The 20,109-nt window shown below is 71.4% G+C and carries 16 protein-coding genes; 8 read left to right on the top strand and 8 right to left on the bottom strand.

What is annotated here, in order from left to right; genetic code table 11:
• Both ACQEVU_RS54620 and ACQEVU_RS54615 read right to left on the bottom strand, forming a co-directional pair.
• Entirely contained in the window at positions 1–1,848 is a 1,848-nt protein-coding gene (locus tag ACQEVU_RS54620) for a 2-oxoacid:acceptor oxidoreductase subunit alpha (RefSeq protein WP_433339021.1), read from the bottom strand.
• Positions 1,849–2,018: 170 nt separating this feature from the next.
• Positions 2,019–3,440 carry a hypothetical protein gene (locus ACQEVU_RS54615; RefSeq protein WP_433339019.1) on the bottom strand — a complete coding sequence of 474 codons (1,422 nt, stop codon included), beginning with the start codon at positions 3,438–3,440 and terminating at the stop codon, positions 2,019–2,021.
• Between the two features lie 142 nt (positions 3,441–3,582).
• Here ACQEVU_RS54615 and ndhC point away from each other — a divergent pair, with 142 nt between their 5' ends.
• A complete protein-coding gene (gene ndhC, locus ACQEVU_RS54610; protein WP_433339017.1) occupies positions 3,583–3,972 on the top strand; it encodes an NADH-quinone oxidoreductase subunit A in 390 nt (129 codons plus the stop codon).
• A gap of 8 nt (positions 3,973–3,980) precedes the next feature.
• On the opposite strand, the gene folP is transcribed toward ndhC, so the two are convergent.
• Entirely contained in the window at positions 3,981–4,841 is an 861-nt protein-coding gene (gene folP / locus ACQEVU_RS54605; protein ID WP_433339015.1) for a dihydropteroate synthase, read from the bottom strand.
• 76 nt (positions 4,842–4,917) lie between these two features.
• On the opposite strand from folP, the gene ACQEVU_RS54600 reads away from it, so the two are divergent.
• From ACQEVU_RS54600 to ACQEVU_RS54585, 4 genes are all read left to right on the top strand, one after another.
• The gene (locus ACQEVU_RS54600) at positions 4,918–5,454 is read left to right on the top strand and encodes a DivIVA domain-containing protein (protein ID WP_433339013.1); all 537 of its coding nucleotides are present in this window, start codon (positions 4,918–4,920) and stop codon (positions 5,452–5,454) included.
• Positions 5,424–5,936 (top strand): SRPBCC family protein, encoded by a 513-nt coding sequence (locus ACQEVU_RS54595; RefSeq protein WP_433339011.1) that lies wholly within the window; start codon positions 5,424–5,426, stop codon positions 5,934–5,936. Before ACQEVU_RS54600 ends, ACQEVU_RS54595 begins: the two co-directional genes overlap by 31 nt.
• Positions 5,937–5,975: 39 nt before the next feature.
• A complete protein-coding gene (locus ACQEVU_RS54590; protein ID WP_433339009.1) occupies positions 5,976–6,542 on the top strand; it encodes a DNA-3-methyladenine glycosylase I in 567 nt (188 codons plus the stop codon).
• 321 nt (positions 6,543–6,863) lie between these two features.
• Positions 6,864–7,370 carry a hypothetical protein gene (locus ACQEVU_RS54585; protein WP_433339007.1) on the top strand — a complete coding sequence of 169 codons (507 nt, stop codon included), beginning with the start codon at positions 6,864–6,866 and terminating at the stop codon, positions 7,368–7,370.
• A 9-nt stretch (positions 7,371–7,379) separates the two neighbouring features.
• Here ACQEVU_RS54585 and ACQEVU_RS54580 read toward each other — a convergent pair whose 3' ends face one another.
• On the bottom strand, positions 7,380–10,067 hold the full coding sequence (locus ACQEVU_RS54580; protein WP_433339005.1) for an adenylate/guanylate cyclase domain-containing protein: 2,688 nt from the start codon (positions 10,065–10,067) through the stop codon (positions 7,380–7,382).
• A 250-nt stretch (positions 10,068–10,317) separates the two neighbouring features.
• Positions 10,318–10,536: an FmdB family zinc ribbon protein gene (locus ACQEVU_RS54575; RefSeq protein ID WP_433339003.1), complete on the bottom strand. Its 219-nt coding sequence runs from the start codon at positions 10,534–10,536 to the stop codon at positions 10,318–10,320.
• Positions 10,537–10,591: 55 nt separating this feature from the next.
• On the opposite strand from ACQEVU_RS54575, the gene ACQEVU_RS54570 reads away from it, so the two are divergent.
• Both ACQEVU_RS54570 and ACQEVU_RS54565 read left to right on the top strand, forming a co-directional pair.
• Positions 10,592–11,863 (top strand): lytic murein transglycosylase, encoded by a 1,272-nt coding sequence (locus ACQEVU_RS54570; protein WP_433339001.1) that lies wholly within the window; start codon positions 10,592–10,594, stop codon positions 11,861–11,863.
• Positions 11,864–11,948: 85 nt separating this feature from the next.
• Entirely contained in the window at positions 11,949–12,950 is a 1,002-nt protein-coding gene (locus tag ACQEVU_RS54565; protein WP_433338999.1) for an N-acetyltransferase family protein, read from the top strand.
• A gap of 18 nt (positions 12,951–12,968) precedes the next feature.
• Here ACQEVU_RS54565 and ACQEVU_RS54560 read toward each other — a convergent pair whose 3' ends face one another.
• From ACQEVU_RS54560 to ACQEVU_RS54550, 3 genes are all read right to left on the bottom strand, one after another.
• Positions 12,969–13,883, bottom strand: a complete 915-nt coding sequence (locus ACQEVU_RS54560) for a DUF3152 domain-containing protein (RefSeq protein ID WP_433338997.1) — start codon at positions 13,881–13,883, stop codon at positions 12,969–12,971.
• A gap of 128 nt (positions 13,884–14,011) precedes the next feature.
• Positions 14,012–16,090, bottom strand: a complete 2,079-nt coding sequence (locus ACQEVU_RS54555) for a ThuA domain-containing protein (RefSeq protein ID WP_433338995.1) — start codon at positions 16,088–16,090, stop codon at positions 14,012–14,014.
• The gene (locus ACQEVU_RS54550; RefSeq protein WP_433338993.1) at positions 16,087–18,894 is read right to left on the bottom strand and encodes a PQQ-dependent sugar dehydrogenase; all 2,808 of its coding nucleotides are present in this window, start codon (positions 18,892–18,894) and stop codon (positions 16,087–16,089) included. The genes ACQEVU_RS54555 and ACQEVU_RS54550 overlap by 4 nt, the downstream gene beginning before the upstream one ends.
• Before the next feature lie 364 nt (positions 18,895–19,258).
• On the opposite strand from ACQEVU_RS54550, the gene ACQEVU_RS54545 reads away from it, so the two are divergent.
• Positions 19,259–19,930, top strand: a complete 672-nt coding sequence (locus tag ACQEVU_RS54545; RefSeq protein ID WP_433338991.1) for a TetR/AcrR family transcriptional regulator — start codon at positions 19,259–19,261, stop codon at positions 19,928–19,930.
• The last annotated feature ends 179 nt before the right edge of the window (positions 19,931–20,109 follow it).

Here is a 20,109-nt window from a genome sequence, read left to right as displayed (position 1 = left end):
TCAGGCATTCTTGACCACTTCCTCGAGCACACCCTCCAGCTCGGCCGCGGTGAACGGCAGGCCCCGGACCTGGTTGTAGGCGATGGCGTCGACCAGGTACTTCGACCGGATCACGGCGGCGAGCTGGCCGAGGTTCATCTCCGGGATGACGACCTTGTCGTAGGACTTGAGCACCTCGCCCAGGTTCTTCGGCATGGGCGAGAGGTGCCGCAGGTGGGCCTGGGCGATCGCCAGGCCCCGCTGACGCAGCGCGCGGGCGGCGGCACCGATCGGCCCGTACGTCGAACCCCAACCCAGCACCAGCACCCGCGCGGTGCCGTCGGGGTCCTCGACCTCGACGTCGGGCACGTCGATGCCCTCGATGCGGGCGGCCCGGGTGCGGACCATGAAGTCGTGGTTGGCCGGGTCGTAGGAGATGTCGCCGGTGCGGTCGGCCTTCTCCAGGCCGCCGATGCGGTGCTCCAGCCCCGGGGTGCCCGGGACCGCCCACGGCCGCGCCAGCGTCTGCGGGTCGCGCAGGTACGGCAGGAAGGTCTTGCCGTCCTCCCCGTTGGGCTCGGTCGCGAACTGCACGCGCAGGTCGGGCAGGTCGGCGACCTCCGGCAGGCGCCACGGCTCGGAGCCGTTGGCGATGTACCCGTCCGAGAGCAGGATCACAGGGGTCCGATAGGTCAGCGCGATGCGCGCCGCCTCGAGCGCGGTGGTGAAGCAGTCCGCGGGCGAGCGCGGGGCGAGCACCGCGACCGGGGCCTCGCCGTGCCGGCCGAACAGGGCCATGTTGAGGTCGGCCTGCTCGGTCTTGGTCGGCAGGCCCGTCGACGGGCCGGCCCGCTGCACGTCGATGATCACCAGCGGCAGCTCCAGCGCGACCGCGAGCGAGATCGTCTCGCCCTTGAGCGCGACGCCCGGGCCCGAGGTGGTGGTCACGCCGAGCGCGCCGCCGTAGGAGGCGCCCAGGGCCACGCCGATCGCGGCGATCTCGTCCTCGGCCTGCACCGTCGTCACGCCGAACTTCTTGTGCTTCGACAGCTCGTGCAGAATGTCCGACGCCGGGGTGATCGGATACGCGCCGAGGAACACCGGCAGCTGCGAGCGCACGCCCGCGGCCACGATGCCCAGCGCCAGCGCCGCGTTGCCCGTGATGTTGCGGTAGTTGCCGGCGACCATGCGGGCCGGCTTCACCTCGTAGCGCACCGCGAAGTTCTCGGTCGTCTCGCCGAAGTTCCAGCCGGCCTTGAAGGCGGCGATGTTGGCGGCGACGAGCTCGGGGCGGGACGCGAACTTGCGCTCGAGGAAGGCCAGCGTGGACTCGTGCGGGCGCGAGTACATCCACGAGAGCAGGCCGAGCGCGAACATGTTCTTCGCCCGCTCGGCATCCTTCTTGGAGATCTCGAACGACTCCAGGGCCTTGACCGTCATCGACGTCAGCCCGACCTGGGCGACGTTCCAGCCGTCCAGCGAGCCGTCCTCGAGCGGGTTCGCCGCGTACCCCACCTTGGTGAGGTTGCGGTTGGTGAACTCGTCGGTGTTGACGATGATCGAGGCGCCCTTGGGCAGGTCGGCCAGGTTGGCCTTGAGGGCGGCGGGGTTCATCGCGACCAGCACGTTGGGCGCGTCACCGGGCGTGAGGATGTCGAAGTCGGCGAAGTGCACCTGGAAGCTGGACACGCCCGGAAGCGTGCCGGCTGGGGCCCGGATCTCGGCGGGGAAGTTCGGCAGCGTGGATATGTCGTTTCCGAGCTGAGCGGTCTCGGATGTGAAGCGGTCACCGGTGAGCTGCATGCCGTCGCCGGAATCGCCAGCGAACCTGATGACCACCCGATCCAGCTGGCGGACCTGCTTGGTCACGTGAGCTGACCTCCTATTGCGGCGATCGTGTTGTCCTACACCCTGAGGGTACGTCGGAGGGCAGGCTACGCCTGCGGCGCATATCCCTCCTCGAGCCGCATTGGTGCGACTTTGGTCATTGCGTCGCGGACGCCGTTGTGCGCTGATCGCCGAACCGTACAAATTATCCCTCAGCCGGTGGACCGATCGTCACTGTCCGTGTCGTATTTCTCACGGAAACCGGAGCCGGCGACCGGCCCGCTGGGCAGCCGGGGCAGGGTGAGCGAGCGCGGGATCGGCGCGCGGGGCAGGGCGATCGACGCCGGGTCCCCGGCCCCCGCCGCGGTCACCAGCACGACGTCCTCGACGTCGTCGGGCGGCAGGTCCTCGTCCCGGCCGCGGCGGCGCAGCGAGAACACGACCAGCGCGCCGACGATGGCAGCCAGGCCGACGATGCCGCCGATGTACGGCAGGCTGGAGAGCTGGTGGCTGTCGTTGGCCTGTTTGCGCAGGTTGAGCTCGCCGATGCTCGGCGGCGGCGGTGACACCGGCGCCGAGGTGGGCAGCGGCGCGTCGGCGCCGGCCAGCGGCGGAGCGGTGATCTTGAAGTCGAACCGGGTCTCGACGGCGTCGCGGCCGATCGGGGTCAGGTAGGCGTGCACCGTACCGGTGAGGGGCAGTTCGGCCCGGGCGGCGGCGCTGACGTTCAGCCCGAACACGGCCACCACCTCCTTGCCGGCCGCGATGTCACCCAGCTCACACCGGTCCCGCTCGGCGGAGATGCGCCGGTGCGAGCGGCAGGCCGCCGGGAACCCGACCAGGTCGACGCCGGGCGGGGTGACCACCTCGAGCGCGCCGGCGGCCTTCGTCGTGCCGGTGTTGCGCAGCCGGACCGACAGCTGGGTCGACTCGTCCTTCGGCGAGGAGGCGCCCGGCAGCTGCGGTTCGGTGGTGCCCAGGTCGATGCCGGGCGTCGGCGGCGTGGTGAACGCGAACGAGATCGGCGCCGTGCGCACCAGCGGCCCGATCGCGGCGGTGACCTGCCCGGCGGTGATGGTCTTCCAGGCGCCGGGGTCGACGTTGACCTTGATCACGATCTGGCCCAGGGCCTGCTCGGCCAGCGGGCAGCTGAAGCTCAGCGCGCCGTTGTCGACGCGGCAGCCGCCGGTGCCGTACGCCCCGGTGGCCTGCGACCCGCTGGGGAACGCGTAGTAGCCGGTGATCGTGTCGCGCCCGACGTTCTCGCCGGTGTTCTTGACCGAGATGACCAGCTCGGCCGAGCCGTCGCCCTGCCAGTACCCGTCGCCGAGCGAGACCGTGCTCACGGTCATCTTGAACCGGTGCACCGGCTGCGGAGGAGGCGCCGCCGGCGTCGTGGTGGGCGGCGGGGGCGGGGCCTCGGTGGTGGTCGGCGGCGCCTGCGTGGGCTGCCCGGTGGTGGGTTCCTGCGTCGGTACCTCGGTGGTGGGCACGTCCACGGGCGGTGAGCTGGTCTCGCCGTCGCCCGGGTCGGCGTACGCCGGGGCGGCGAGCAGCATGGAACAGACGGCGGCCAAGAGCACGAAGGAGCCGGCCCGCAGCCGCCTGGTTCGGCGGCCCGTGGGTGCTTCCATAAGGGGGTGTCCTTCTAATCTCGTCTCAACGGCAGGCCGGGGGTGACTTGGTTGCACTCCGGCAAGAACAGATGCCAATTATGTAGACGGATTCGCATTTCGGCATGTCGGAGATCGTGATGATGCGTGTACGGTGCGTACCATGAACGGATATCTGGGCGGATACGCGACGCTCGGACTCCTTCTGCTGGTCGGAGCCGGGGTCTTCGTCGCCGCATTTACGGCCAACCGGCTGCTCGGACCGCGCCGTTCGGCCGACTGGCGGATAGCCACCGGGCCGAAGTACGAGACGTATGAGTGCGGCCTCGACCCCGTCGGCGGCGACTGGGCGCAGGCACAGATCCGCTACTACGTGTACGCCTACCTCTACGCCCTGTTCGCCGTGGAGAGTGTGTTCCTCTTCCCCTGGGCGGTCGTCTTCGACGGGCCGGGCTTCGGCGGCGCGGTCGTCGTCGAGATGGCGATCTTCGTGGCCGTGCTGTTCCTCGGTATTCTGTACGCCTGGCGCAAGAACATCCTGCGCTGGACATAGGCCGCGAATCAGGCAAGACCGCGGCGGGCCACGGCCGGCGGGCGCTCCCCCCGGATGGCGGCGATGGTGTCGAGGACGCGCCGGGTCTCGCGCACCTGGTGGGCGCGGAACACCCGGGCCCCCAGCCACGCCGAGACCGCCGTCGCCGCCAGCGTGCCCTCGAGGCGGTCGCCGACCGGCAGGTCGAGGGTCTCGCCGATGAAGTCCTTGTTCGACAGCGCGACGAGCACCGGCCAGCCCGTCTCGACCAGCTCGCCCAGGCGGTTGGTGATGGCGAGGGAGTGGCGGGTGTTCTTGCCGAAGTCGTGCGCCGGGTCGATGAGGATGCCGTCCCGGCGTACACCCAGCTGAACGGCCCTTTCAGCCAGCGCCGTGACGGTGGTGACCACATCGGCCACCGGGTCGGCGAAACCCACCCGGTGCGGGCGGGTGCGGGGGGTGAGGCCCCCGGCGTGCGAGCAGACCAGACCGGCGCCGGTCTCGGCGGCGACCTCGGCCAGGGCGGGGTCGGCGCCCGCCCACGTGTCGTTGATGAGATCGGCCCCGGCCGCGACGACCTCGCGGGCCACCTCCGCCCGCCAGGTGTCGATCGAGATCACGACCTCGGGGAACATCGCCCGGATCTTCTCGACGGTCGGCAGCGTGCGGCGCAGTTCCTCGGCGGCGTCGACCGTCTGGCCGGGGCCGGCTTTGACCCCGCCGATGTCGATGATGTCGGCGCCGTCGGTCACGGCGGCCTCGACGGCGCGCAGCGCGACGTCCTCCGCGAACGTTGCACCCTTGTCGAAAAAGGAGTCCGGGGTCCGGTTGATGATGGCCATCACTGCATATTCGCTGTCGGCGAACCGCCGGACGCCCAGACGGAACATTGCGTGACCTCCGTGTTTCGTGCAGATAGGTGTGCCGGGCTCGCCCAGGCGTTCTCAGCGTGCCACGATTCCCCCTATGGCTGAGTTCCTCCTGGTGTTGATCGCCGCTGTGGTCGTCGGGGCCATCGGGTTCGGCGTGTCGCTGTTGATCACCGGTGACGACCCGGGGATCGAAGGACATGAGCCCGACGGACGCTCCGTGCCACTGCCCTCGTCGCGCCCGCTGGTCGAGGGCGACGTGAACCAGCTGCGCTTCGACACGGTCGTCCGGGGGTACCGGATGAACCAGGTCGACACCGCGCTGCGGCGGGCCGGCTACGACATCGGCTACAAGGAGGAGCTGATCCAGGTCCTCGAGGCCGAGATCAAGGCCCTCCGCGAGGGCCGGAAGGAAGACGCCGACGCCCTGCGCGACGCCCGCGAGGCCGCCGCCACCGGCGCGTCCGCGACCGCCTCCCCCGGCCCGGCCGAGGCCGAGGCCGAGGAGAAGGCCGAGGAGAAGGCCGAGGAGGCCGCGCCGGAGATCGACCTGGACGAGAAGCCCGAGTCGGGCGGCAGCTGGGACGCCTCCGCCGACGACTCGTGGGGCCGCCCGTCACCGGTGGTGAAGTGACCGCCGAGGACTTTGCCGAGGCGGCCCGGCCCGGCCCGGGCGAGGTGACGGCCACGGTGATCGTGGCCGCGCCGGCCGCCCGGGTCTTCGCCGCGCTCACCGACTGGCCGCGGCAGGGCGACTGGATCCCGTTCACCACGGTCCGGCTGCTCTCCGGCGACGGCGGCGAGGGCAGCCAGATCGAGGCGGTGACCCAGGTCGGCCCCGCCTCGCTGCGCGACCTCATGCGGGTGGTGAAGGTCGACGCGCCGTTCGAGGTGCGGGTCGTGCACTACGGCAAGGTGCTGCGCGGCCCCGGCGTGCTGCGCTGCACGCCCCTGGCCAGCGCCCGCACCCAGGTCGTGTGGCACGAGTGGTTCCACCTGCCGGCCGGCCCGGCGGGCCGGGTCGCGTGGCCGCTGCTGTGGCCGGGCTCGAAGGCCGGTCTCACGGGCGCGTTGCGCCGGTTCGCCCGGCTGGTGGAGTCCGGCCGCCTCGGCTGAGGCATTTTTTTGTCGTACCCCAGGAGTAGCTTCCTGGGCATGAGCGGTGTGGTGGTTGGCGAAGACGGGCTCGCCCGGTGTGGTTGGGGCGCCTCGACCCCCGACTACCTGGAGTATCACGACAGCGAGTGGGGCCGGCCGGTCCGCGACGACAACGGGCTGTATGAGCGCATGACGCTGGAGGCGTTCCAGTCCGGCCTGTCGTGGATCACGATCCTGCGCAAGCGCCCGTCGTTCCGGGCCGCGTTCGCGGGCTTCGAGATCGAGAAGGTGGCCGCGTTCGGGGAGTCCGACGTCGAGCGGTTGCTGCTGGACGCCGGGATCGTCCGCAACCGGCAGAAGATCGAGGCGGCGATCGCCAATGCGCGGGCGGCGGCGGAGCTGCCCGGGGGGATTGCGGCGCTGTTGTGGTCGTTTGCGCCGGAGGCTCGGCCGCGGCCGGCGGATTTTTCGGAGGTGCCGGCGGTGACGCCGGAGTCGAAGGCGATGGCGAAGGAGCTGAAGCGGCGGGGGTTTCGGTTCGTGGGGCCTACTACGGCTTATGCGCTGATGCAGGCTACGGGGATGGTCAACGATCATGTCGTTGGGTGTTTCGTGGAGGTGTGAGGTCGGGGGTGTTCGAAAGCTGGGGCCGGGGGCAGGGTGCGCCTCTTCTTTGAGCGGTGTGGGGGAACGGGTCGGGCGCCGTCTGAAGGTGCCGGGTGGCAGGTGGCCTTGGCTTTCCTTTTGAGCGGTGTGGGGGAACGGGTCCGGGGCGTCTGAAGGTGCGGGGTGGCAGGTGGCCTTGGCGTTCCTTTTGAGCGGTGTAGGGGAACGGGTCCGGCGCCGTCTGAAGGTGCCGGGTGAGCACGAGGGCGGCGGCGTTCGAGGTGGCAGGGGGGCTGTGGACCTTGTGGGCGGGGGGCGCGGGCGTGGTGCAATGACCGTATGGGTCAGTGGGTGGTTGTCGTCTCCGGGGAGCAGTACGAAAGTGAGCGGCTTTACGGAGGGGAGGCGCTGACCGTCGCCGACGGGGGGTTTGGCGCCGGCGATGAAGTGCTGCTCGTGGCCGCTGTGGAGCCGGCGGTGGTGTTCGGGGTGGGGCGGGCCGAGAGCGGGGAGCGGCTGCGGTACACGGTGAACCTGCTCGACTCGCCGCTGGCGGCCGAAGGGCTGCCCGTGGAGGTTGGCGTGTGGGGGGTTGACGAGGAGGCGTACCGGGCGGTGGCGCGGCGGGCCGTCGTCGAGCCGGAGGAGCGGCGGACGTGGCTGGTCAGCGTCGACATGCCGATCGAGGCCTCGTCGCCGGGGGATGCTGTGCGGGCGTTCTGGAGCTACGTGCGGGAGCTGGGGCCGGCCGAGCTGCCGGCGTTCGTGTGGCCGGCGGGGAACGAGCTGGCGATGCAGGCGTACGTGCTCGGGGCCGAGGCCAACCAGGATCCCGAAGAGGAGTAGATCCGGCGGCTACTCGACCGTGGAGAAGCGGATCGAGCCGGCCATCAGGTCCGGGTGCTCGATCGTCAGGGCCAGGGCGACCGACTCCTCGAGGGTCAGGGTGGCGCCGGTGGCGTAGGCGGCGTCGAAGTCCGCGTCGCCCATCGTGGAGCGCAGGTTGGCCTGCTGCTCGGTCCAGAACGTGCCGAAGGCGCCCGGGGAGCAGCGCAGGCGGATGCGGGCGGCCTGGGCGGCGCCGAACAGGCGGGCGGCCGTCTCCGCGTCCCCGGCCAGGGAGCAGCGCACGGCCACGGCGTTCAGCGTTTCGCAGACGCGCAGGTGGAAGCCGTGGGTCATGCGGGAGCGCAGCGCCACGATCAGGTGGTCGTGGGCGGCCACCAGGTCGCCGCGGGAGAGCGCGACCATGCCCAGGAGCATGTCGACCGTGCGGCGGCCGCGGTCCAGGGGGCGGCTGTTCTCCAGCGGGCGGGCGCTGGCCAGCAGGTCGGCGGCCTCGTCGAGCGCGTCGCGGCGCCAGAGGATCTGGGCCAGGGTGTAGACGGCGGCGATGGCCTCGCCGGCCACGCCCTGCTCCTCCGACCAGCGGATGACGTCGCGGGCGACGCGCTCGGCCTCGTCGGCGCGGGACATCTCCAGCAGCGGCACGCCGCGGGCGGCGAGGATGCGGGCGATGAGGCCGGGGTCGCCGGCCCGGCGGGCGGCGGACTCGGCGCGCTGGGAGAAGCGCAGCTCCTCCACCGTCTCGCCGTCGGCGCCGGCGTGCAGGGAGTGCATGTGGTACGCCGCGGCCAGCTCGGCGTCGGGGACCGGCTCGCCGGTGGCGCTGATCCGCTCGTACAGGCGGAACAGCCACATGCGGCCCTCGCGCACCAGGCCGCGCTCGCGCCACCACTGGTCCAGGGCGCCGGCCAGGGCCAGGCCCTGGCGGGCGCTGCCACGGGTCACCGTCCAGTGCAGCGCGGCGCGCAGCTCGTCGGCCAGCGGGTCCAGCGTGTACAGCGACAGCGTCACCGGGCGGCCGTCGGCGTCGACGTAGGCGTCGTGGGCGGCCTGGCGGCACCAGGCGACGTGCCGCTCGCGGGCCGACTCCTCCTCGCCGGCCTCGACGAGGAGGCGGGCGGCGTAGGCGCGGATGGGGTCGAGCATCCGGTAGGTAGCGCTGGTGGCGCCGGCCTCGGCCTGCAGCAGGGACTTGTCGACGAGGGTGGCGAGGGGGTCGAGCGGGTCGCCGTCGTGCAGCCACTCGACCGCCGGCAGGTCGACCGGGCTCGCGAAGACGGACAGCCAGCGCAGGAGCCGGGCGGCGCGGGGGTCGAGGGTGCGGTACGACCAGTCGACCGCGGCCTGCATCGTGAGGTGGCGGTCGGAGGCGGGGGCGTCGGCGAGGTCGGCCGCGCGGGAGCCGGCGTCGAGGGTGCCCAGCACGTCGCCGATGCGGTCGGCCAGCTGCGCGGCGGACAGCAGGCGCAGGCGGGCCGCGGCCAGCTCCAGCGCCAGCGGCAGGCCCTCGAGGGCCGAGGCCACGCGGGTGAGGTGGGCGATGTCGCCGGGCTCGACCGGGCGGCCGCCCCGCGCGGCGGCGGCGCGGTCGACGAGCAGGGCCACGGCGTCGCTGAACCCGCCGCCGCTGGCCGCCTCGACCGACAGCGGCGGGATGCGCCAGACGAGCTCACCGGCGACGCCCAGCGGCTCCCGGCTGGTCGCCAGCACGGTGACCTGAGGTCCGGTGGCGAGCAGCCGGGCCACGAGGCGGCGCGCCGCGGGCAGCTGGGCGTCGGAGGTGTCGAGCAGGATGAGCAGGCGGCGGTCGCGGACGTGGTCGGCGATGGTCTGGGCGACCAGGCGGCCGGGCTCGGGGCGCAGGCCGAGGGCGGCGGCGACGCTCACGTCGACGAGGTCACCGTTGGCCACGGCGCTGAGGTCGGCGAACCAGACGCCGTCGCGGAAGCGCTCGACGATCTCGCCGGCCGCCTCGATGGCGACCCGGGTCTTGCCGGCCCCGCCGGCGCCGACGACGGTGACCAGGCGGTGCCGGCCGATCAGGTCGCGCACGGCGGCCCGCTCGCTGGCCCGGCCGATGAAGCGGGTGGTCTGTACCGGCAGGTTGTGCGCCGGGGCGTCGATGGTGCGCGGGCGCGGGAACTGCCGGTCGAGGCCCGGCGCGACCAGCTGGAAGATCCGCTCGCAGCCGTCGAAGCCGCGCAGCCGGTGCAGGCCGAGGTCGAGCAGCCACGCGTCGTCCTCGAGCGGGGCGTCGGCCAGGCCGACGCGGGCGGCGGTGGCGGCCGAGCAGAGCACCTGCCCGCCGTGCGCGGCGGCGGCGACGCGGGCGGCCCGGTGCACCTCGGGCGAGGTGTACTCGCCGCCGTAGGGCTCGGCGAAGCCGGTGTGCAGGCCCATCCGGACCTTGGGGCGGGCCTCGGGGCTGGGCCAGTCGTGGACGGCGAGCTCGCGCTGGGCATCGGCGCAGGCGGCGAGGGCGGCAGTCGCGTCGGCGAAGGCCACGAAGAGGGAGTCACCCTCGGTGAACAGCTCCACACCATCCGCTTTGGACAGTGCGCGGCGAATCACGTCCCGGTGCTCCTGGAGCACCGGACGGTATCCCGCACCGAGCATCTGGGCCAGTCGCGTCGAGCCCTCGATGTCAGTGAAAAGGAAAGTCACCAGCCCGCTGGGCAGGTGCGTCCGCCCCGACACGTGAAACCTCCGCCTCCTTATTTCAGGCGTGCCCCATATTTCCCCACTCTGCCGGTGCGCGCATCGTAGAAACGGTCGATCCCGGATTGGTCATCCGGAGCGATCCGCGCTGGTCAGCAACGATGGGGGGCAAAGCTTGAGTGGGTTTCGCGTGACGTAACGACAACACTCCGGTAGCGGTTGTGGCACGACAGGCCACAACATCAAAGCCGTTTCGCCAATAGAATCGAAACCGACCCGTAACAATGTCTCAGCAGCCACAGGCGCCACCGCAGCATCCGCCGCCGGACGGCGCCGGACCGCCCCCGGCCGACCCCGCGGCGCCGCCGCCCACGGCGATCGTCGACAGCAGCTTCACGGTGTCGTCGTGGCCCGCCGGACAGGCGGTCTTCACGTTGGCTTCACGCATCGGGCGTTGCACTTCGAAGGTGTCGCCGCAGGCGCGGCAGCGGTACTCATAACGAGGCATCTGCACAGGTTATGCCAAGGTGACACACGCCCGGGAATTCGAAATACTCGGAGACGTGGCAAGCAACGACGAGGCGCCCGAGGTCGACCGACCGACCACAGTGGACACTCCCCCGGCCGCCGTGATCCGGCCGCCGGCGCCGGAGCCCACGGCCGTGCCGTCGCCGGCGGAGCCCGCGGCCGTGCCGTCGCCGGCGGAGCCCGCGGCCGTGCCGTCGCCGGCGGAGCCCGCGGCCGTGCCGTCGCCGGCGGAGCCCGCGGCCGTGCCGTCGCCGGCGGAGTCGTCGGCCCTCCCGGCGCCGCGAGAGGCGTCCGAGGAGCGCCGCATGCCCGTGGACATCATCCCGCCGACGAGCGGCGCCTCCCCCGGGCCGGCCGAGAAAACGGGTGAAAAGCCGCCGCACCGGCCCAAACACGCCGCGCCGGAGCCGCCCGCCGGCGACGTCCTGGAGTCACGGCGGCGGCGCTTCGACGAGTGGCGCGAGCGCTTCGCCGCCGCCCGGACTCGGCCCGGGTTCCGGTTCCTCGTACCCAGCCTGCTCATCGCCCTCATGCTCGCCCTGGCCGGCGCGGCCGGGTTCGCCGGCGGCAAGCTGCCGTCGGCCAGGCAGGCCGACCCCACCGGCACCGCCGCCCCGCCCACCGGGACCAACGGGCCGCCCGCCACCGGCGCACCCGCCACCGGCGAGGCACCCCAGCCGGCCGACCCGTCGGCCACCGCGCCCTACAGCCCCCCGCCGGGCACCAAGACCCGCCCCGCCGACGTGTACGGCGCGTGGGCCGCCACCCGCGCCGTCCGCCTCGACATCCCGGTCGTCGCGCTGCAGGCCTACGGCTACGCCGAGGCGATCACCGCCCGCACGACGCCGCGCTGCCACCTCACCTGGACCACCCTGGCCGGCATCGGCAAGATCGAGTCCGACCACGGCCGCACCAACAACTCCGTCCTGCAGGACGACGGCCGCTCGGTCCCCCCGATCGTCGGCCCGCCCCTGGACGGCCAGAACGGCCGCCAGGCCGTCCCCGACACCGACCAGGGCACCCTGGACACCGACAAGACGTGGGACCGCGCCGTCGGCCCGATGCAGTTCCTGCCCTCGACCTGGCGGCAGTACGGCGTCGACGCCGACAACGACGGCGTCATCGACATCAACGACATCGACGACGCCGCCCTCACCGCCGCCGCCTACCTGTGCGCCAACGACCGCGACCTGTCCACATTGGAAGGCTGGAACCAGGCCATCCACTCCTACAATGTGCCCGAGGAGTACCGGGCCGCTGTCTTCAACGCCACCAACGACTACGGCCGCCGTGACCGGCAGGGTTAAATCACAAATCACCCTCGAGTAGATCAATGCCACGCTCTGCGCTGTGGTACTTCCGCTCAGCCACAAACAAGGGCAGGCTTAGGGCGTGAAGGTGCGCGAGTGGGACCCGGGGACCGCGTCCGCGGCCGAGGTCGAGGCGGTGCTGCGGGCACTCAACGACATCGTGACGGTCGACGTGCCCGAGGACCCACCGTGGCGCGAGACCATGTTCCGCGAGTATCTCGCCGTCACCATGCCGGGCGAGCGGCGCACCTCCTGGCTGGCCACCTCCGACGCGGGTGAGATCCTCGGCCACGCGAGCCTGCTCGCGCTCGAGGACATCGGCGTGCTCGAGCTGTCGGTGGTGCCGAGCGCCCGCCGCAGCCAGGTCGGCACCGCGCTGCTGTCCGCCGTCGCCCGCCGGGCCGCCGAGGAGGGCTTCGAGTCCGTCGGCGTCGAGGTCATCGGCGGCACCCCGAGCGTCAAGTTCTTCGAGTCCCACGGCTTCGAGTGCGCCTTCATCGAGATGCGCAACCGGCTGGACCTCAGCGGCGTCGACTGGCTGCGGCTGGGCGAGATGGCCGCCGGCATCAGCGCCGGCTACCGCATCGAGTACTACCCGGGCGGCCCCCCGCCGGAGCTGTACGCCGGCTACGCCGCGGCGAAGGAGGCCGCCCGCGCCGCCGTGGTCGAGGACCTCGAGCTGCGGCCGAGCTCCTACGACTCAGAGCGGCTCGCGGCCAGCCTGCGCACCCTGCACGCCCGCGGCCTGAAGCCCTACATCGTCCTCGCCGTCCACGAGCAGTCCGAGACGATCGCCGGGCTCACCGAGGTCGTCGTGCCGGCCCAGCGGCCGACCCGCGCCGACCAGTACGACACCATCGAGGTGCCGACCCACCGCGGCTACGGCATCAGCCGCGCGATCAAGGCCCGGATGCTGTTCGAGCTGCGCGCGGCCGAGCCGGACCTGCTGGAGGTGCAGACCTGGAACGCGCTCGAGAACGAGCCGTTGCTGCAGGTCAACGCCGAGTTGGGGTTCAAGCCCGACCGCGAGTGGCGCGAGTACGAGGCCGACGTCGTCGACCTCCTGCGCCGGCTCAAGAGCTAGCCCGGGGCCCCAAAGCCGTCAGCTTGCCGCCCACGGCCCCTGGACGAAGGTGCCGTCGCTGGTGAACGGGAACGCGTTGGGCGTGCAGCCGTTCAGCGCGATCGTCTGCGTCTGCATCACCGGCGCAACCTGGCCCGAACCGGGGCACTTCATGTGGTCGAAGCCCAGGAAGTGGCCCATCTCGTGCAGCACGGTCTCGGCGTGGAAGTCGATGCCGGCCTGCCCGTCGATGCCCTTGAGCCAGCGGCGCAGGTTGAGCAGGATCGTCTTGCCGTAGCGGCACGAGTAGATGCCCTGCGTGGTCACGCCCTGTGCCTTGCACAGCTTGTCGACCGTGCCCGGCGTGGCCAGCCGCAGCACCACGTTGTAGTTGCCGTCGCTCACCCGCTGGAACTTCCAGGTCGCCCCGTTGATGTGGGTCTGCCCGAGGTTGTAGGTCACCGGGTGCGCGGCGGACATCGTCCAGCCCTGCGGCGCGGCGATCGCCCGGTCGACCTCCTTGGCCAGCGAGTCGGTGGTCCAGACCGTGTTGTTGCCCCAGGTGATGCCGTTTTCCATCTCGACCTGGTACTTCACCATCGTCGCGGCGTCCGCCGAGCCGACCACGTCGGTTCCGCCGCCGGCCTTGCTGAACGTGCCGTTGCCCAGGTTGGGCACCCCGTCGTTGGTGTTGGCCTTGCCGCCGCCGGTGTCGCCGCCCGCCTTGACCGTGGTGACCGGCTTCGGGCTCGCCTTCTTCGTCGGCGACGGCGATTGGGACGGCGCCGCGCCCAGTCCGCTGTCCTCGCCCTCGAGCTGGGCGACCGGGAACGGATCGGTGCTGGCCGGCACCTCGGCCGCGGCTCCCGGTGGGGCCGACTCGGCGTTCTTGGCGCAGCCCGCGAGGCCCGCCAGGCCGGTCAGCAACGCGCCGACGAGCACAACTCTCCCCATCCGAGTCCCCAGCACCCGGCCGAGCCTAGGGGAAAGTCGCAACCGACGCTGCCCCCGGTCGATTTGGTCACGTCGGAGCAACCCCGCGACGGGGGCCGTACGTCTCCGTACAGCCCCCGTCTCGAAGATCACGCCGGCAGGGTCCACTTCTGCGCGGCGCTGCCGTTGCAGGTGTACAGCTGCACGACCGTGCTGTCGGCCGAGTTTCCGCCGGCCACGTCCAGGCACTTGCCCGACTGCGGGTTGCGCAGCGAGCCGTCGGCCTGAGCCGCCCAGTTCTGCGCGCCCGTGCCGTTGCACGTCCACAGCTGGATCTTCGTGCCGTCGGCGGTGCCGCCGCCGGAGATGTCCAGGCACTTGCCGAGCGCCCGCAGCGTCTGCCCCGACACCGTCCAGCTCTGGGCGCCGGAGCCGTTGCAGGTGTACAGCTGGATCTGCGTCCCGTCGGCGGTGCCCGCGGACCGCACGTCCAGGCACTTGCCGGCCAGCCCCTTGACCGGGCCGGTCGGGTTGGCCGGCGGCGAGCTCTTCACGAACGTGAAGTCGTCGACGTCGAACAGCCCGGTGCCGGTGCCGGTGAACGTCAGGTACACGTTTGCCGTCCCGGTCGGCACGCCGGTCAGCGCGGTGCTGACGTCCGCGAACGTCTCCCAGCCGCCGGTGTTGGGCACCGTGACCGTGCCCAGGATCGGGCCGGTCGTCGAGCCGGTGCGGACCTGGATCTGCCCGCCGGGGCCGCCGGACACCACCCGGGCGCGGAACGAGGTCGCGCCGCCGACGTCCACCGAGTTGTACGCCGCCCAGTCCCCTGGCTCGATGTAGCCGAGCGTCTGGCCGTTGTTGGCGCCCGGCTTGGAGAAGGGCTGGACTCCGCCGGCCGACGAGAAGTTCTCGGCCTGGATGGTGCCGGAGAGCTCCTTGATCCGGACGTTGCGGAACGACACCTGGTCGCCGGCGCCGTGGTTCTGGATGCCGACGTACCCGTCGAGGTTGCGCGCCGGGTCGGTGTTGGTGAAGTCGTTGATCAGGGAGCCGTTGAGGTACACCCGGATCCGCTGCCCCTCGACCAGGATCTCGTAGGTGTTCCACGCGCCGGGCGGGTTGAGCGCCGCGTCGCGCGCCGCGATGTTCGCGGACTGGAAGTTGTAGATCGCGCCGGTCGTGTGGTCGGGCGTGTCGGTGGCGTCGATCTGGATCTCGTACCCCTGGTTGATCGCGATGTTGGGGTCGTTGCCCGGGTTGGGGAACCCGACGTAGACGCCGGAGTTGCTGTCGCCCGTGATCCGGAAGTCGGCCTTGAGCGAGTACGACGTGCCGTACTGCTTGGCGCTGTACCAGAACAGCCCCAGGCCGCCGGTCGAGCTCAGGGTGGCGTCGGAGTTGGTGAACCCGCCCGGGCCGGCCTGCGACCAGCCGGTGGTCGAGCCGTTGTAGAGCGCGGTGTACCCGGTCTCGGGCCGGCAGTCGGCCTGGGCCCGCTTGGCCGCGTACCGGATGCCGCCGAGCAGCTCGCCGCGGAAGTTGCTGTCGGCGTACGACTCCTGGGTGTGCCCGAAACCGGTGTAGAAGGAGCGCCCGGCGTCGATCGTCTTGCACCAGGTGATCGGGTGGTCGGCGCCCATCGTGCCGCCGGAGTACGACGACTCGTCGAGCGTGGCGAGCACCTTCGCCGTGCCGCGCGGGTTGGTCTGGTAGTTGTACAGCTCGTCGGTGCGGGTCCAGACCTGCGGCAGGTGCGCCGTGGCCGGGTTGGCCCGGTCCTCGGTGCGCGAGTTGACCTGCTGGATCGCCGGGTGACTGGCGAACCAGGCCCCGACCAGCTGGCCGTAGAAGGGCCAGCTGTACTCCGTGTCGGCCGCCGCGTGCACGCCGACGTACCCGCCGCCGCCGCGGATGTAGCTCTCGAACGCCGTCTGCTGGGCGTCGTTGAGCACGTCCCCGGTGGTGCTCATGAACACCACGGCCTCGTACTGCGCCAGGTTGGCCGCCGTGAACGCGCTGGCGTCCTCGGTGGCGGTCACGGTGAAGTTGTTCGCCGCGCCCAGGTCCCGGATGGCCTGGATGCCGGCCGGGATCGAGTCGTGCCGGAAACCGGCGGTCTTGCTGAAGACCAGCACGTCGTAGGGCGCGTCGGCGGCCTGGGCCGGAGTGGCGACCAGGGCGCTGCCGATCAGGACCGCGGCGACCATCAGCGCGCGTTTTTTCATGGCAGGGTCCACTTCTGCGCGGAGGTGCCGTTACAGGTGTACAGCTGCACCGGTGTGCTGTCGGCGGAGTTCGCCCCCGTGACGTCGAGGCACTTGCCCGACTGCGGGTTCTTCAGCGATCCGTCGGCCTGCGCCACCCAGTTCTGTGCGCCGGTGCCGTTGCACGTCCACAGTTGCACCTTCGTGCCGTCCGCGGTGCCGCCGCCGGAGATGTCCACGCACTTGCCGAGGATCTTCAGCTGCTGACCGGCGACCACGACGACCTGCGCGCCGGTGCCGTTGCAGGTGTACAGCTGCATCTGCGTGCCGTCGGCGGTGGCCCCGCCCCGGGCGTCCAGGCACTTGCTCGCCAGCCCCTTCACCGGCCCGACGCCGTTGCCGCCGGCGCCGGTCGTGAACGTGAAGCTGTCCACGTCGAACAGCGCGGCCGTCGTGTTGCCGGAGAAGGTGAGGTACAGGGACGTGCTGCCCGCGGGCGCGTTGCTGATCGACCCACTCACATTGGTGAACGTCTCCCAGGAGCCGGTCACCGGGACCGTCGCCGAGCCGATGATCGTGCCCGTCGGCGAGCCCGTGCGTAGCTGCAGCGTGCCGCCCGCGCCGCCGGAGGAGACCCGGGCGGTGAACGAGGTGGCGTTGTTGAGCTTGTACGGGTCGAAGCCGATCCAGTCGCCGTTGTTGATGTTTCCGACGGTCTTGCCGCCCTCGGCCTGGGTCTTGACGATCGGGTCGACGCCGGAGGACGTCTTGTAGAACTCGGCCTGGCGGTAGCGCGGCGCCATGATGCTCTGCGCGTGCACGGTCAGGCCGCCGTTGTCGGTGTACTGCGCGTCGAAGATCGGGAAGATGTTCGACGCCGTGTCGTGCTCGCCGTCGACCGGGATCGTGATCGTGCCGGCGCAGCCGTTCTGCGACGTGATCTGGTGCGCGTGCTGGTCATGACCGAGCACGTAGGTCATCGTGATCCTGGAGCAGTCGATCGCGCCGTCCTCGGGATCGGTGACGGTCACGCTCCACGGCACCGAGTCGCCGAACGACACCAGCTGGCCCGGCGCCGGGCCGCTGATCTTCACCGTCGGCGCGGTGTTGCCGACGCTGATGAGCACGTTGGCGGTGCCGATCGCGCCCTGCGGGTCCTTCACGGTGAGGGTCACCGAGTAGTTGCCGTTGGCCGTGAACGTGTGCGACGGGTTGGCGGCGGTGGAGCTTGCGCCGTCGCCGAACGTCCACTGGTAGGTCAGCGCGCCGCCCTCGGGGTCGGCGGAGCCGGCGCTCGAGAACGTCACGGCGAGTGGCGCCTGCCCGGACGTCGTGCTCGCGCTCGCCACGGCGGTCGGTGCCCGGTTGCCGCCGGCGCCGACGTAGTCGTAGCGGTACAGCGCCGAGTTGGCGTCGCCGTTGAAGTAGCCGGTGCCGTAGTCCAGGACGTACAGCGACCCGTCGGGGCCGAACTGCATGTCCATGACCTGCTTGCCGTTCCACTGGAAGTTGTCGATCGCGCCCGGCGAGCCGTCGGCGTTGATCTTGATCGGCTTGATCCAGCCGCGGCCGAACTCGCCGGCGAAGAACATGCCGTCCAGCGCCTGCGGGAACTTCGTGGTCGACGGGTTGGCGGCGTCGTAGTGGTACACCGGGCCGCCCATCGGCGACTCGGAGCCGCCGCCGAACTCGGGCGGGCTGCCGGCGTCGCCGCCGTAGCGGATCCAGGCCGGCTTGGCGGGCGGCAGCTTGGACAGGCCCGTGTTGCGGAACGAGTTGTTCGTCGGGCCGCCGGCGCAGTCGTACTTCGGGCCGGTGCTGTTGGTCGCGAAGTTCCACTCGTTGTACGTCTCGGCGGTGGTGTTGGTGCCGGTGCAGTACGGCCAGCCGTAGTTGCCCGGCCCGGTGACCCGGTCGAACTCGACCTGGCCGGAGGGGCCGCGGTTGGGGTCGCTGGTGCCCGCGTCGGGTCCGTAGTCGCCGACGTAGACGATGCCGGTGGCCTTGTCGACGGTCATGCGGTACGGGTTGCGGAAGCCCATGGCGTAGATCTCGGGCCGGGTGTTGGCGGTCCCCGGCGCGAAGAGGTTGCCGGACGGGATCGAGTACGACCCGTTGGCGTTGACCTTGATCCGCAGGATCTTGCCCCGCAGGTCGTTGGTGTTGGCGGCGGAGCGCTGGGCGTCGTACGCCGGGTTGCGGTCGGTCCGCTCGTCGATCGGCGAGTAGCCCGCGGAGTCGAACGGGTTGGAGTCGTCGCCCGTCGACAGGTACAGGTTGCCGGCCGCGTCGAAGTCGATGTCGCCGCCGACGTGGCAGCAGATGCCCCGGTTGGCCGGCACGTCGAGGATGTTGACCTGGCTCGCCATGTTCACGGTGTAGTCGGCGTTGAGCGTGAACCGGGACAGGCGGTTGACGCCGGTCCACGTGGCCCAGGTCGCGTCGTTGCCCGTCGCCGGCGCGTCACCGGACGGGGTGCTCAGCGGCGGGGCGTAGTACAGGTAGATGTAGCGGTTGCTGGCGAAGCCCGGGTCCGCGGCGACGCCCTGCAGACCTTCCTCGTCGTGGGTGTACACCGGGATGTTCGCGATGACGGATGTGTTGCCGCTCGCGTCCGTGCGCCGCAGCGTGCCGTTGCGGGCGGTGTGCAGCACGGAGCGGTCGGGCAGCACCGAGATGGTGAGCGGCTCGCCCACCTCCGGCTCCCCCTTGGCCAGCGTGACCTGCTGGAAGTCGGCCGGGTTGATGGCCGCCGCGGCCGGCGTCGCGGGCGCGACGGCGATCGCGGTGAGGCTTGCGGAGACGAGCACGAGGGCGGCACCCATCGGCCGCCATCGATGACGTGAGGGCTGCTGGTTCACTGTGTCCCTTCCTGACGTTGACGTGCCAGGCAGGGCGCGCGCCGCCGCGCCGGATGCCCTGATTCCGGGCTGCCCCGATCCGGAGCCGAAGCCGGATACATTGACGAAACACCCCGGTCTCGTGGGGCACACATTAGGGTCTTTAGCTGCGACTGTCCATACCTTCTGTCATTCCGCCACCAACTTTTGCTCCGCCCGGCAAAAGGCCAGCTAGCTCGCCGCATCGCGCGTTTCGCCCGGATTTTTCGGACAAATCCGGCTGCACTCCGGCTGCCCGACAGGTCGTCTCTCATGGAGAAGGCCATAAAAATTTGCATATGCTGTAGCCATGGGGGCTCAGCAGGGGGAACTACGCCGCGACGCCGAGCGCAACCGCCGGCAGCTCGTGGAGACCGCGAAAATCGTGTTCGCGGAGCGCGGCCTGGAGGCCCCGCTCGACGAGATCGCGCGCCGCGCCAAGGTCGGCAACGCGACGCTCTACCGCCGCTTCCCCAGCCGCGGCCACCTGGTCGCCGCGGTCTTCGCCGGCGCGCTGGAGGAGGTGGTGGCGGCGACCGAGCGCGCCTTGGCCGTCGAGGACCCGTGGGACGCGTTCGCCGAGCACCTGACGTTCCTGTGCGAGGTCCAGGCCGGCAGCCGCGCCTTCGCCGACCTGCTGACGGCCACGGTCTCGGCCGTCCCGGAGCTGGAGCAGCTGCGCGACCGCGCGTTCCGCGGCCTGACGGCGCTGATCGACCGCGCCCGCGCGGCGGGCGTGCTGCGCCCGGACTTCCAGCACGAGGACGTGGTCCCGGTCCTGATGGCCAACGCCGGCCTGGTCGAGCGCACTGGCACCACGGCCCCGACGGCGTGGCGGCGCCAGCTCGGCTACATGCTGGCGGGCCTGCGCGCGCCGGCCGACGCGCCGGCGGAGCCGGCCCCCGACCGGATCGGCATCCTGCGCGCGATGCACGCCCTCGCCGAACGCAATGGCCTCACGGCCGCCGGCCTCGAAAACTGACCACCGCCCGCGCGGTCTCAACCCCACGCGTCCTCGAAACTGACCACCACCCGCGGAACCGAACGGCGGGACCGGTTGGCGGCCACGACCTTGCCATCCACACCGCCCGCGAGACTGGACCACCGCGCGCGAACTCCCAGCACCACCGCTCGCAAGGTCTCAACCCCGCGCGCGGGCGA

Origin of the sequence: Dactylosporangium sp. CA-139066 (genome assembly GCF_050936175.1) — a bacterium.
Lineage (GTDB): Bacteria > Actinomycetota > Actinomycetes > Mycobacteriales > Micromonosporaceae > Dactylosporangium.
This window is presented reverse-complemented; position numbering and strand designations above follow the sequence as displayed.

What these genes read in the sequence shown, in the direction of transcription:
- ACQEVU_RS54615 (WP_433339019.1), bottom strand. Translation starts at nt 3,440, where the DNA reads ATGGAAGCACCCACGGGCCGCCGAACCAGGCGGCTGCGGGCCGGCTCC.
- ndhC (WP_433339017.1), top strand. Translation starts at nt 3,583, where the DNA reads ATGAACGGATATCTGGGCGGATACGCGACGCTCGGACTCCTTCTGCTG.
- folP (WP_433339015.1), bottom strand. Translation starts at nt 4,841, where the DNA reads ATGTTCCGTCTGGGCGTCCGGCGGTTCGCCGACAGCGAATATGCAGTG.
- ACQEVU_RS54600 (WP_433339013.1), top strand. Translation starts at nt 4,918, where the DNA reads ATGGCTGAGTTCCTCCTGGTGTTGATCGCCGCTGTGGTCGTCGGGGCC.
- ACQEVU_RS54590 (WP_433339009.1), top strand. Translation starts at nt 5,976, where the DNA reads ATGAGCGGTGTGGTGGTTGGCGAAGACGGGCTCGCCCGGTGTGGTTGG.
- ACQEVU_RS54585 (WP_433339007.1), top strand. Translation starts at nt 6,864, where the DNA reads ATGGGTCAGTGGGTGGTTGTCGTCTCCGGGGAGCAGTACGAAAGTGAG.
- ACQEVU_RS54575 (WP_433339003.1), bottom strand. Translation starts at nt 10,536, where the DNA reads ATGCCTCGTTATGAGTACCGCTGCCGCGCCTGCGGCGACACCTTCGAA.
- ACQEVU_RS54560 (WP_433338997.1), bottom strand. Translation starts at nt 13,883, where the DNA reads ATGGGGAGAGTTGTGCTCGTCGGCGCGTTGCTGACCGGCCTGGCGGGC.
- ACQEVU_RS54555 (WP_433338995.1), bottom strand. Translation starts at nt 16,090, where the DNA reads ATGAAAAAACGCGCGCTGATGGTCGCCGCGGTCCTGATCGGCAGCGCC.
- ACQEVU_RS54550 (WP_433338993.1), bottom strand. Translation starts at nt 18,894, where the DNA reads ATGGGTGCCGCCCTCGTGCTCGTCTCCGCAAGCCTCACCGCGATCGCC.
- ACQEVU_RS54545 (WP_433338991.1), top strand. Translation starts at nt 19,259, where the DNA reads ATGGGGGCTCAGCAGGGGGAACTACGCCGCGACGCCGAGCGCAACCGC.